Source organism: Paralcaligenes ureilyticus, from assembly GCF_004346225.1.
In the GTDB taxonomy this organism is placed as follows: Bacteria; Pseudomonadota; Gammaproteobacteria; order Burkholderiales; family Burkholderiaceae_B; genus Paralcaligenes; species Paralcaligenes ureilyticus.
The window spans coordinates 166338-178711 of record NZ_SMAJ01000006.1; the positions used below are offsets into that span (position 1 = coordinate 166338).

The following is a 12374-nucleotide window of genomic DNA, read 5'->3' on the forward strand; positions in this document are numbered from 1 at the left end:
ACGGACAGTGGGCCGCGGAGTCTTCGACAAGCCTCAGACGTTAGGCACGAAAGGCGCTACCGGCACATCCATTGCTACGCCAAACCATTTTTTCTGCATGGCGGCCAGGCGTCCATCTTTGTGCATGGCTAGAATTACCTTGTCAACGGCGTCGAGCAAGGGCTTGGTATCGGCGTTTTTCAACCCTATGTAGGCAAAATACACTTTCTTGCCGAAGGCCGGCTTGACCACCGTAAACATGGCAGGCCGCTGCTGTGCCACGTACGCGATGTTGGTCAGTGAATTGCCGACCGCCACGATGCGCCCGGCAGCCAGATCCGCGTAGGCCTGGTTATTGTCGATATATTCCTTGATTATTGGCTTGGGATTCAAAGTGTTGGCAAAGTCCCGCAATTGCGCAAGCTGCGCCGAGCCCTTGCCGCCGCCCACGGCCTTGCCGGCAATGTCTTCAGGCTTTTTAAGATCCGTGTCTTTGGTGCGTTTCAACAAAGCCACGGTGCCGTCCGCGATGGGCAGCGTGAACGTGTAATGCTCCATCCGCGCCTTGGTCACATTCAGAGGGCCGGCCACCATATCGAATTTTTTCGCATCAAGCCCGGGCAGCACACTGGGCCACGGCAGATCGATAAAGCGCACCTTCACGCCCAGGGCCTTGCCGACCTCGGCAAAGAACTCTTTGTTGAAGCCCTCTTGTTTGCCGTCCTTAAGAAAGTCGAACGGCGCGAATTGCATTTCCGTGCCCACGACCAGTTCCCCGGCCTTCTTGACTTTGGCCAACTGATCTTCCGCATGTGCGGGCAGAGCAGCAGTGACCAGACACGCAGTCGCCAGGCATAGTTTTAATGTTGAGAATAAGCGCATTTCCTTGTACTCCTCACACTGTGAATAAAAATTCTTTTACCGCACCCTGAATAGGTGCGATCCGCCAAACCCAGATTGCTGTTTATTGTGCCATACAGGGCGCTCCGCCTTGCCCAATAAAAAGTATATACATATCCATTTGGGTGTCAATCAATAACACATCGAATATCCTGAAATTAGGGGTAAATACGCAGAAGGCAATTCCATCGCCGTGGCTGATTGTTTCTTGTGAGAGGTTGCTAGCGTTTATTTAGTTGTTTTATTCAATAAAACAAAATAACTGAGCCTTATTTCAGATTTGACCAGGTTCGATCGGGTTTGCCTTTCCTATCAATCTGTTCATTTTCATCCAAATCATAGGGTATATATGGATAAAAAAGAGCGTTGGATTTCTTGACGCGGGAATTTTACCTATCGATAATATATAAAATTTGTTTTATTTAATAAAACGTATATTTATGAATGATGCCGATATCGAATCTCCTGCGAAAGCCGCTGATGCAAATATTCCAGATGGCACCCACAAGGGGTGCCGCTACAAAAGCACCGGCGTGCAAGAAACCTCTTCGCCATTCTTTATCGCGCTGCCGCGCGACGGCGCCCTGCCTATCGTCCTGGATTCCCCGCACAGCGGCTTTACCCTGCCCGACGACTTTGACACCAGTGCCCCACGCGACGCACTGCTGAGCAGCCGCGACGCCTTTGTTGAACAGCTTTGGGGCGGCGCGCCACAACGCGGCGCAACGCTTATCGGCGCTCACTTTCCACGCGCCTACATCGACCCGAACCGGGCGCTTAGCGATATCGATACCGAATTGCTCGCGACCCCATGGCCGGGTGAAATCGTGCCGCAAACCTATAGTGCACGAGGCATGGGGCTGATCCGCCGCACCGCATTGCCGGGCGTACCCATGTATCAGCGCAAGCTTGGCATCGCCGAAGTGCAGCATCGCATCGACGCCTACTACCTGCCTTACCGCCAGGCGCTTGCGGCCCAAATCGACCAGGCCTGGCAGCGAGCCGGGCGCGTATGGCACATCGACTGCCATTCCATGAAGTCGCAGGGTAACGCGATGAATATAGACGCCGGCCGAGCCCGCCCGGACATCGTGGTGAGCGACCGCTGCGGCACCTCCGCCGACCCGGCCTTCACGGCCTGGGCGGCCGGCTGCCTGCGCGGTTACGGCTACCGCGTGACGATCAACGACCCTTACCAGGGCGGTGACATCATTCGCCAAACAGGCGCGCCCAAAGACGGCCGCCACAGCATCCAGATCGAAATCAACCGCGCGCTCTATATGAACGAAACAACGTTCGAAAAACACGATGGATTCGGTATTTTGCGCGGCCATCTCGACACATTTCTCGATGCCCTGGCCGGCTTCGTGCGCCGGCAAATCCAATGAAGCCGCCCAAACCCTATATCGTCGACTCGGTCGACAACGCGCTTGGCCTGCTAAGCCTGATCGCCGAGCACCCGGCGCTAGGCGTAACCGAACTGGCGCAACGCACCGGGCTGAACAAATCGCGCGCCTATCGCATGCTCTGTACGCTCGAGGCGCACCGCTTCGTGCTGCAAGACGAGAAAACCGCCGCCTATTCCCTAGGCCCACAGGCCTTTGTCATCGGCGTGGCCGCCACGCAGCAAAACACCCTCGCGCGTTGCGCCCAAAAACATATGCTGGCGTTAAACCAGCAAATCGACGAGACCGTCGTACTGCGCGTGCGCGAAGCCCTCGAGACCGTCTGCGTGCTGCGCTACGAAAGCACACGCGAGGTACGGCCTCTGGGCGCGGTCGGCAACCGCCGGCCCGTTTATGCAGGCGCTTCGGGCAAAGTGCTGCTGGCGTGGGCTCCCGATACGGTGCGCTCGCAATACCTATCCAAAATCAGGCAAAAAGGCCAACTGCACAGCGCCAGCTCCGCTGTGAAAATCCATGCCGAGCTCGATACCGTAGTGCGCCGCGGCTATGCCGCAAGCGTGGGCGAGCTCTCCCCCGGAATCGTGGCGCTGGCCGTCCCGGTGCGCGATTTCAGTGGCGACACGATTGCATCGCTTAGCGTGTCGGGGCCCGAAACACACCTGCCCGCAACCGCTACGGCCGCCATCGTCGAGCGCCTGCTGGCCACCAGCCGCGCCATTTCGGCCGAGCTGGGCTACTCGGCCTAAGCCATGTCCACTATAGAAATTACCGCGCCGGAGACAAAAAACATGAGTGCACTTGCCCAAGAGCCAAACACCGATACCCGCCCGCGCCGCCGCATGCTGCATCCGGTCATGATGATGCTCGGGGTCATCATCGCCGCCCTGGCACTTACCTACATGGTCGATTCGGGCCACTACCAGCGCAAAGGCAAACTGGTCGTACCCGGCACATACCAGGTTCTTGCCAAAACACATAACGCCGGCGCACTGCTGGCAACCAGCGTTCCCGCCCCCACCGAAAGCCGCGCCGCGCCCGCAAGCTTCATCTCGGCGCTCAACGCCGTGCCACGCGGAATGGTCAAGAATTCCGAGCTGATTTTCATGGTGATGTTCATCGGCGGCATGTTCGGCGTCATGCGCCGCACCGGTGTCGTCGACGCCGGCATCGACCGGCTGCTTGAAGTCACCAACGGCAACGTATATGTATTGGCGCCGCTCCTGATGCTGCTTATTGGGCTGGGCAGCACCTTCCTGGGCTTCATCTCCGAATACCTGGTCATCATCCCCGTACTGATGGTGCTGGCCAAACGGCTGGGCCTGAGCAACCTGTTTGCCGTCGCACTGGTGGCGATCGCCGCCAAAATCGGCTACATCGCTTCGGTCACCAATCCACTCGCCCTGGCAGTCGCTCAGCCGCTGGTGGGCGTGCCGCTATTTAGCGGCATAGGAATGCGGCTGGCCGTCTTCATTGTCTTCCTGCCGTTGGGCATCCTGTACTTAATGCACTACGTGCGCCGCAGCGGATATGTGCAGGCCCCATCGCACACCACGGCCGGCAAGCTATCGCCGCGCCATACCGCCATCCTCATCGCCCTGGCGCTGGCCGGCGTGGCACTGGTTCTGGGCACACGCAACTATCATTGGCACAGCATTCAACTCGCATCGTTCTATGTATTTTTAAGTGTAGTCATTGCGCTACTGGGAGGGCTGGACTCGCGCAGCGCCTCCGACGCCTTCGTCGACGGCATGAAGGGCATGATTCTGGCGGGCCTGCTGATCGGCCTGGCGGCTTCAGTGGAGCTGATCCTGCAAGACAGCGCCGTGCTCGACACCCTGATCCACGCCGTTACCGGCCTGGCCAAGGAACAGTCTCCCGCCTGGGTCGCACAAGGCCTGATGGGTGTACAAATGTTCCTCGACGTCTTCATCCCCTCCGTCTCAGGCAAGGCGGCCGTCACCATGCCCATCATCGGCCCCATCGCCCAGCTCTCCGGGGTAAGCGGCCAAACCACCATCCTCGCTTTCCTGCTGGGCGGGGGCCTGACCAACATGGTCACACCGACCTCGGGCATGCTTCTGGCGTACCTGGCCACCGCACGGGTCGGCTACGGCGAATGGATTCGCTTCATCCTGCCGCTATTCATCGTCCTGTTGCTGCTGTCGGGCGCAACCTTGGCCATCGCGGTGTTTATCGGGTATTGATGGGAACGGCCGCGTTTGTTTTGAGATGCCACCCACAAGGGGTGGCGCTACAGGGCGACGCTACGCGACGCCAGCAACTTCCCATCCGACTCAATCTTCTGCGCGATATACGCAAGCGATTCCTCCACCTGGTCAATCAGAATCAGGCACAGCTCGCCTGCTTTCAATTGATCAAGCGCCGCATCGATCGCCAGGAACTCCCCGCGGATTTCCTGCACAGCGCGAGTACGGCGGGCATTCACCAGGCCTTCCCGAAGCAGCGCCAGCACCTCGCCATCGACGCGGCCTCGCTGACACATATCCTGATACAGAATCACCTCGTCAAACGCGCCCCCCAAAATCTCCGTCTGACGACGAATATCAATATCGCGCCGATCGCCCGCGCCGCTGATGACCGCCACCCTCCGGGTAGCCGGCATGCTGTCGATGGCCCGCACCAACGCCAGCATGGCATCCGGGTTATGGCCATAGTCCGCTATCAGCGTCGCCCCACGATAAGAAAACACATTGAAGCGACCCGGCGCAGCCTGCGCATCGTTGACGAAATCGCCAAGCCCCGCCTGCACGGCCGGCCATGTCAACCCCAGCGCCCACACGGCCGCCAGAGCCGCCATCGCGTTCTCAACCTGAAAGCCTATCGTGCCGCCGCGCGTAAGAGGAATGCGGTCGAGCTCGAAGCGGCGTTCAAAACGGCCTTCAGCCAGCACGATGTCCCCAGCCTCTACATACACCACGCGCTGCCCCCTGGCGCGATGATTGGCGAGAACAGGGTTGTTGCCGTCGGCGGCAAAAAATGTGACGCCGCCCGGGCAGTTCTCGGCCATGGCGGCCACGATGGGATCCGCCGCATTCAATACAGCCACGCCATCGGTCGATACGTTCTCCACCACCACGCGCTTGACGATGGCCAGATCTTCCACGGTACTGATAAAGTTCAGCCCCAGATGATCACCCATCCCTATATTGGTCACCACAGCGACATCGCAGCGATCAAAACCCAAACCCTCCCGCAATATTCCGCCGCGCGCTGTTTCAAACACCGCCGCATCAACATAGGGATGCATCAACACATTGCGCGCGCTGCGCGGGCCGCTGCAATCACCCGTATCGATACGTTCATGACCGATATACACCCCATCCGAGTTGGTCATGCCCACACAGCGTCCGGCACTGGCCATCAAATGGGCAATCAGCCGCACCGTCGTGGTTTTACCATTGGTGCCCGCCACCGCCACCAGCGGAATGCGTCCATTGTCGCCATCGCAGAACATATTGGCGATAATCGCATCGCCCACCGCACGGCCTTTGCCAAACGACGGGCTCAAATGCATGCGCAATCCCGGTGCGGCGTTGACTTCCACAATGCGGCCAGCCTGCTTGTCGAGCGGCTCGTACACGTTGTCACCCACCAGATCGATGCCGCAAATGTCCAGCCCAACCATTTGCGCCGCGGCAACAGCGCTGGCGGCCAATTCCGGGTGAACATGATCGGTCACATCGGTAGCCGTACCGCCGGTGCTAAGGTTGGCATTGTTGCGCAGAACGACCCGGACACCTTTTTCCGGAACCGAATCGGGCGCATACCCTTGCTTGGCGATGGTCGCCAGGGCGATGACATCCAATCGTATCAATGTCAACGATGTGCCGTGGCCCTCGCCGCGGGCCGGATCGGCATTGATCAGCTCTACCAGCTGGACAATGCTGCGGCGGCCGTCGCCGATCACTTGCGGAGGATCGCGTCGCGCGGCGGCGACCAGCTTGTCGCCCACCACCAGCAAACGAAAATCGTGACCGGGAAAATAACGCTCCACAATCACCTCTGTACCTCTGGCGCAGGCCAGCGCATACCCGGCCAACACTTGCTCGCGGGTTTGCACATTGACGGTAACGCCCTTTCCCTGATTGCCATCACGCGGCTTTACGACCACGGGGGCGCCGATTTCAAGCGCCGCGGCCCAGGCATCTTCCGCGCTACTTACACAGCGACCGTCGGGCACCGGCACACCAGCGGTAGCCAACAGCATTTTGGTCAGTTCTTTGTCTTGTGCGATAGACTCTCCAATCGCACTCGTTCCATCGGTTTCAGCAGCCTGAATCCGCCGCTGCTTGCAGCCCCAGCCAAACTGCACCACGCTGCCCTGCGTCAAGCGTCGATAAGGAATAGCTCGCTCAAGCGCCGCGGAAACGATAGACCCGGTACTCGGACCCAGGCGCACGTCTTCATTCGTTTCCCGCAAACGCGCAAGCGCATCGGCCAGGTCAAAGGGCGTGTCGTGCATGGCGGCCATGCACAAGTCCTGGGCCAGCGCGAAGGCCAGTCGACCGACCTCTTCCTCACTGTATTCAACCACCACCTGATAAACGCCAGGTTCAATGGTGGAAGACGTGCGGCTAAAAGTGATCGGGCACCCTGCCTGGGTTTGCAGCCGCAAGGCGGCCGAGGCCAACGCATGCGCGAGCGAGCCGGCCTGGCCGGGGGCGGGCAGCCTCAGAATATCGATATCGGGAAAGCGTGCACGCAGTGCATTTCCGAAGCTCTCCTGCTCGCCAATGCTGCGCTCCAGCTCGTCGCAAGACACAATGGCTTCAATCGCCGTCTGCCGACACCACAGATTGGGGCCGCGCAGCGCGCGTACACGTGATACATCCATGAACCGATTTTCCTTATTGCCTCAGGCCGCTATTTCGAGAGTCGGCGCAACGCCCTCTGCGGGCGCTTCGGCCAGATCAAAACCAAACGTCTCAATACCCGTGCGCATCAATTCGGGACTGATGTCCAGCGCCCAGGCTGCGCCCACCGCCGCCAGAATATTTTCAACCTGAAAGGGAAGCTTCCCACCCCCGGTCAGGGCAATGGCCGAGAGTTCGGCCAATACGGTTTGCTCCTGTCCATGGGCCAGGACGACCTGGGCATCATGCACGAAAACCGCACGCCCGCCCTCGGCCAGGTGCTCGACGATAATCGGCGCACCGCCGTCGAGGCCGAAGAAAATCACCGAACCGTCACACAAAGGCGCCATGGCCGCGACCGGCGGATCGTCGGCATTGAGCACCGCCACCCCATCGGGCAGCACCACATCGACCTGCGTGCGCAGTACCGTGGCCATCTGCTCAACGTCGTGAATATAGAATTCGGGCAAGGCAGATGCCGGATCCAGGTTGGTCACGACCCCCACCTGGCATCGGTCGTAGGACAAGCCTTCGCTTAAAATGCTGCGGCCGCCCGTCTCGATGACTCCCGCCTGAACCGCACGGTTGATCACGACACGATGGCCGGCGGCCCAATTGGCGCAATCGTTTTTCGCCACGTGGCGACGGCCGAAAAACAGACCGTTGCTGCACGCCAGACCCGTGTATTGGCCGCTCAATTGCAGAAGATGGGCCACTACGCGCGCGACCGTCGTCTTCCCTTTGCTTCCCGTCACGCCCACAATCGGTATGCGGCCGCTATCGCCTTGCGGGAACAAGTGATCGACAATCGCCTGGCCTACCGGCCGCGGCTCACCCGATGCCGGCTTCAGATGCATCAGCAGGCCCGGGCCGGCGTTAACTTCAACCAGCGCGCCGCGCTGTTCCGACAGAGGCCGGGAGATATCTTCGGCAACCAGATCCACCCCCGCAATGTCCAGGCCAACCACGCGGGCGGCCAGCGCCACCGTCGCCGCCGTACTGGGGTGCACCGAATCGGTCACATCGATCGACACATTGCCGCTGCGCTGTATCAGCACTGGCAAGCCCTGCGCCGGAACAGACTCGGCGCCAAGTTGCTGGCGCGCCAACTCGAGGCGCGCGGCCGAATCCAGACGAATCAGGTTCAGTGGTTGATCCTCATCACGTCCGCGCCGCGGGTCTGTATTCAACTGGCTATCGATCAACTGAACCACCGTGCTGACGCCGTCACCGACCACCGTCGCCTCCTCGCCGCGAGCCGCAGCAACCATGCGCCCGCCCACAACCAGCAACCGATGTTCATTGCCGTAGATAAAACGTTCGACCATCACGCCGCTACCCTCGTCTACCGCAACGGCGTAGGCAGTTTCAACCTCTTCCCGAGTCGTCAGGTTGGTAAACACGCCCCGCCCGTGATTGCCGTCGATGGGTTTGATCACCACAGGCAAACCTATCGATTGCGCCGTATCCCAGGCATCTTGCGGGCTATCGACCAGGTACCCTTCCGGAACCGGCACGCCGCATGTCTGAAGCAGGCTGCGGGTCAGATCCTTGTCGCGCGAGATGCCTTCGGCAATCGCACTGGTGCGGTCGGTTTCCGCCGTCCAGATACGACGCTGGCGCGCTCCGTAACCCAGCTGAACCAGGTTGGCTTCACTCAAACGATTGATTGGAATATCGCGATCATCGGCCGCGTCCACAATACATGCGGTGCTGGGCCCCAAGCGGAGGGAATCCGTCAATTCGCGCAGTTCGGCGATCGCCGCGGGTACGTCGAAAGGCCGGTCTTCAATCGCAGCCATTACCAAATCGCGCGCCAGGTAAAGGGCGGCGCGCGTAACCGGTTCATGCCAGGCGCGCACAATAATCTTGTAAACGCCGCGCACCGAAGTTTCGCGAGCCCGGCCCAGGCCCCCCTGCATCTCGCCGCCCAGGCTCTGCAACTCCAGCGTGACGTGCTCCATGATATGACCAGGCCACGTGCCGCGGCGCAAACGCTGCAAAAACCCGCCACGCTCACCCACACTGCAACGATGCTCGATCAACGACGGGAGCCACGCGACCAATCGCTCGTAAAATCCGGGAATAGTATTGGAAGGAAAGTCTTCCAGCTCGCCGATATCAACCCAGGCTTCGATGACCGGGCGGTAGGTCCAGATATTCGGCCCACGCAAATACAGCATATTGATGAATTCAATGCTTTTCTTTTTCATCTTTGAATGGGCAGAAGCGTCGCGCAAAGCCAAAATTGCCACGCAAACAAATATTTATGAACTAATGATTAATAATGGCGGTAATTTGACCGCAAAATATGCGAAGCTTGCGAAAAGATCCGAAAATTTTGTTGCCAGACGTAAAAAAACCACACTAAACTGCCAGCCCGTCGACGAAACAGCACGCTGCGACGCGGCGAAATCGTACTACTATTTCAAAATCCTCATATTTTGGGGACAGATCACGTCGTATCCATGAAAATTGAATTGAACGCTCCAGGCCTTTACACGGACAATCTGCCCGACGTCTGGCGCGCTTCCGTATTGCCGCAACTTGCCGATCAGGAAACCATTCTGGCCTGGCTGGAAACAGATCTGGATCAGCGCTTGCATTTTGCCGACGGCCTGCTGCTGGTGACTAACCGCCGGCTGCTCGTCAAAGAGCCGGGCGCGGCGGACTGGTTGTCCTGGCCCCTGCTGCCGGGGTTGTGGCTGCGCCACTATGACCACGCAGGTGTCGGCACGCTCGAACTGCAGGACGCGCGTGCCCGGCTGGCGGGCTGGCGCTACACCCTGGGCCGTCAGGACGCCGCGCTGCGGCTGATTGCTCAGTTCAACAGGCAGCGCGACACAACGCCAGGCGGCCCATCCGCCCCGCCCCTCGCGCACGACGAACGGCCGGGCGGCGCGGCAGAGAACCAGGCGCCGCCTTCGACCTGGGCTTTGTTGCGCCTATGGCGCTTTGCCAAACCGTATCGCACAGCCCTCTTGATCGGCTTTCTGTTAACGCTGGGCTCGACCGCCGCCGCGCTGGTACCGCCGTACCTGACCATGCCGTTGATGGACGACGTACTGATACCGTTTCAAAACGGTGTGCCGATCGACTACGGCCTGGTGGAGCTCTATCTAATCGGGCTATTGGCCTCGTCCCTGCTCGCCTGGCTGTTGGGCTGGGGCCGCACCTATATTCTGGCCTGGGTGAGCGAACGCATCGGCGCAGACCTGCGCACCACCACCTACCAGCACCTGCAACAGCTTTCCCTGCAATACTTCGGCGGCAAGCGCACGGGCGACCTGATCGCGCGCATAGGCTCGGAATCCGACCGCATCTGCCTGTTTCTTTCGCTGCACCTGCTTGAATTCTTCACCGACGTGCTGATGATCATCATGACGGCGGCGATTCTGCTGGCGATCAATCCCTGGCTGGCGGTGGCGACCCTGCTTCCCCTGCCGTTCATCGTCTGGATGATTCATCTGGTGCGCGACCGCTTGCGCCACGGATTCGAGAAGGTCGACCGCATCTGGTCGGAAATCACCAACGTGCTGGCCGATACGATACCGGGCATACGGGTGGTCAAGGCGTTTGCCCAGGAACGGCGCGAAGTGGCGCGCTTTCGCGAAGCGAACAACCGCAACCTGGCCGTCAATGACCGAGTCAACATGGTGTGGTCGCTGTTTTCTCCCACGGTCACACTACTGACCGAAATCGGCCTTCTGGTCGTGTGGGTCTTCGGCATCTGGCTGGTGGCCGAGCGTGAAATCACGGTGGGGGTTCTGACGGCCTTTCTGGCTTATATCAGCCGCTTTTACATCCGCCTGGACTCTATGAGCCGCATCGTTTCGTTTACACAAAAGGCCGCCACAGGCGCGAAGCGCATCTTCGATATTCTGGACCACGTCTCCAGCGTGCCCGAATCGACCCGGCCCGTCCATCTCGAGCACGTCACGGGCCGCATCGAACTACGCAAGGTCGGCTTTCGCTACGGCAATCGCGCCGTCATCCGCGGGATCAACCTGGAGATTGCGCCGGGAGAAATGATAGGCCTGGTGGGGCATAGCGGGTCGGGCAAAAGCACGCTGGTCAATCTCATCTGCCGCTTCTACGATGTGTCGGCCGGCGCCATATTCATCGATGGCGTCGATATCCGCTCGCTGCCCATTTCCGAATATCGGCGCAACATCGGCCTGGTGCTGCAAGAGCCCTTCCTGTTTTTCGGCACAATCGCCGAGAACATCGCCTACGGCAAACCCGAGGCCAGCCGCGAAGAAATCATCGCGGCTGCCCGCGCGGCCAATGCCCACGAATTCATCCTGCGTCTGCCCCACGGCTACGACTCGCTGGTCGGAGAGCGCGGCTATGCCTTATCGGGCGGCGAGCGGCAACGCATTTCCATCGCCCGCGCACTCCTGATCAATCCACGCATCCTGATACTGGACGAAGCCACCTCATCGGTGGACACGAACACCGAAAAGGAAATCCAGAAAGCGCTCGATAACCTGGTGCGAGGCCGCACCACCATTTCCATCGCACATCGGCTAAGCACGCTGCGCCAGGCCGACCGCCTGGTGGTGCTTGAACGCGGCCGCATCGTCGAAGTAGGCCCGCACGACGAGCTCATAGCCCGCAACGGCGCATACTCGCGGCTCTATCAGGCGCAGGCCCAACAAGCGGCGGCCGACGCCAGCGACGCCCATTGGGACGAGGCGAAAGGCGAGCGCGACACCGCCGAAATAAAGGGGCGCGAAGATGAAACAGTCTGATTTCCGCTTGCATCGCGACCCCTTCGGCCGCCTCGTGCTAACCATGGCCGAACGCGTTTACGAAGCGGTCATTCCCGTGCGCAGCTTTCCCATTTCGGCGCCCGAAGACGGAATAGCGCTGGTGGGCGCGGGCGGCTCCGAGCTCGTCTGGATAGACACACTCGAAGACCTGCCCGACGACGTGCGCCTGCTGCTGGAAGAAGAGCTGGCCAGCCGCGAATTCACCCCCGAGATCCGCCGCATCCGGCACGTGTCCACTTTTGGAACTCCCAGCCGCTGGCAGGTGGAAACAGATCGTGGCGACGTAACACTGGTGCTCAAAGTCGAAGAAGACATTCGCAGGTTATCGGCCTCTGCGCTTTTGATTGCCGACAGCCATGGAGTGCAGTACCTGATCCGCAATACGGCGGCGCTCGATAAGATTAGCCGCCGGCTGCTCGACCATTTTCTGTAGACTGCCG

Annotated in this window: 8 protein-coding genes; 5 read left to right on the forward strand and 3 right to left on the reverse strand. The window is 59.9% G+C overall.

The genetic code is table 11. The features are described from left to right. Positions 1 to 33 precede the first annotated feature (33 nt). The gene (locus EDC26_RS10320) at positions 34 to 861 is read right to left on the reverse strand and encodes a transporter substrate-binding domain-containing protein (RefSeq protein ID WP_132582214.1); all 828 of its coding nucleotides are present in this window, start codon (positions 859 to 861) and stop codon (positions 34 to 36) included. A gap of 458 nt (positions 862 to 1319) precedes the next feature. Here EDC26_RS10320 and EDC26_RS10325 point away from each other — a divergent pair, with 458 nt between their 5' ends. The 3 genes from EDC26_RS10325 to EDC26_RS10335 are packed head-to-tail and all read left to right on the forward strand — an operon-like array spanning position 1320 to position 4489. Further along, positions 1320 to 2267, forward strand: a complete 948-nt coding sequence (locus tag EDC26_RS10325; RefSeq protein WP_132582216.1) for an N-formylglutamate amidohydrolase — start codon at positions 1320 to 1322, stop codon at positions 2265 to 2267. Next, positions 2264 to 3031, forward strand: a complete 768-nt coding sequence (locus tag EDC26_RS10330; protein WP_132582218.1) for an IclR family transcriptional regulator — start codon at positions 2264 to 2266, stop codon at positions 3029 to 3031. Before EDC26_RS10325 ends, EDC26_RS10330 begins: the two co-directional genes overlap by 4 nt. A 42-nt stretch (positions 3032 to 3073) precedes the next feature. Continuing rightward, positions 3074 to 4489: a YfcC family protein gene (locus tag EDC26_RS10335; protein WP_243700866.1), complete on the forward strand. Its 1416-nt coding sequence runs from the start codon at positions 3074 to 3076 to the stop codon at positions 4487 to 4489. Positions 4490 to 4536: 47 nt separating this feature from the next. Here the strand turns inward: EDC26_RS10335 and cphA are convergent, their stop codons facing one another. Together cphA and EDC26_RS10345 are read right to left on the reverse strand one after the other, a co-directional pair. Beyond that, complete coding sequence (cphA, locus tag EDC26_RS10340; protein ID WP_132582222.1) at positions 4537 to 7140, reverse strand: cyanophycin synthetase; 2604 nt, start codon at positions 7138 to 7140, stop codon at positions 4537 to 4539. Positions 7141 to 7161: 21 nt separating this feature from the next. After that, a complete protein-coding gene (locus EDC26_RS10345) occupies positions 7162 to 9372 on the reverse strand; it encodes a cyanophycin synthetase (RefSeq protein ID WP_132582224.1) in 2211 nt (736 codons plus the stop codon). A 255-nt stretch (positions 9373 to 9627) separates the two neighbouring features. Between EDC26_RS10345 and EDC26_RS10350 the strand changes: the two genes are divergently transcribed. Next, complete coding sequence (locus tag EDC26_RS10350) at positions 9628 to 11913, forward strand: cyanophycin metabolism-associated ABC transporter (protein ID WP_132582226.1); 2286 nt, start codon at positions 9628 to 9630, stop codon at positions 11911 to 11913. Further along, on the forward strand, positions 11900 to 12367 hold the full coding sequence (locus EDC26_RS10355) for a cyanophycin metabolism-associated DUF1854 family protein (RefSeq protein ID WP_132582228.1): 468 nt from the start codon (positions 11900 to 11902) through the stop codon (positions 12365 to 12367). The genes EDC26_RS10350 and EDC26_RS10355 overlap by 14 nt, the downstream gene beginning before the upstream one ends. The last annotated feature ends 7 nt before the right edge of the window (positions 12368 to 12374 follow it).

Excerpts from the sequence above, each read along its gene's own strand:
- cphA (WP_132582222.1), bottom strand. The coding sequence starts at position 7,140 with ATGGATGTATCACGTGTACGCGCGCTGCGCGGCCCCAATCTGTGGTGT.
- EDC26_RS10345 (WP_132582224.1), bottom strand. The coding sequence starts at position 9,372 with ATGAAAAAGAAAAGCATTGAATTCATCAATATGCTGTATTTGCGTGGG.
- EDC26_RS10325 (WP_132582216.1), top strand. The coding sequence starts at position 1,320 with ATGAATGATGCCGATATCGAATCTCCTGCGAAAGCCGCTGATGCAAAT.
- EDC26_RS10355 (WP_132582228.1), top strand. The coding sequence starts at position 11,900 with ATGAAACAGTCTGATTTCCGCTTGCATCGCGACCCCTTCGGCCGCCTC.
- EDC26_RS10330 (WP_132582218.1), top strand. The coding sequence starts at position 2,264 with ATGAAGCCGCCCAAACCCTATATCGTCGACTCGGTCGACAACGCGCTT.
- EDC26_RS10320 (WP_132582214.1), bottom strand. The coding sequence starts at position 861 with ATGCGCTTATTCTCAACATTAAAACTATGCCTGGCGACTGCGTGTCTG.
- EDC26_RS10350 (WP_132582226.1), top strand. The coding sequence starts at position 9,628 with ATGAAAATTGAATTGAACGCTCCAGGCCTTTACACGGACAATCTGCCC.
- EDC26_RS10335 (WP_243700866.1), top strand. The coding sequence starts at position 3,074 with ATGAGTGCACTTGCCCAAGAGCCAAACACCGATACCCGCCCGCGCCGC.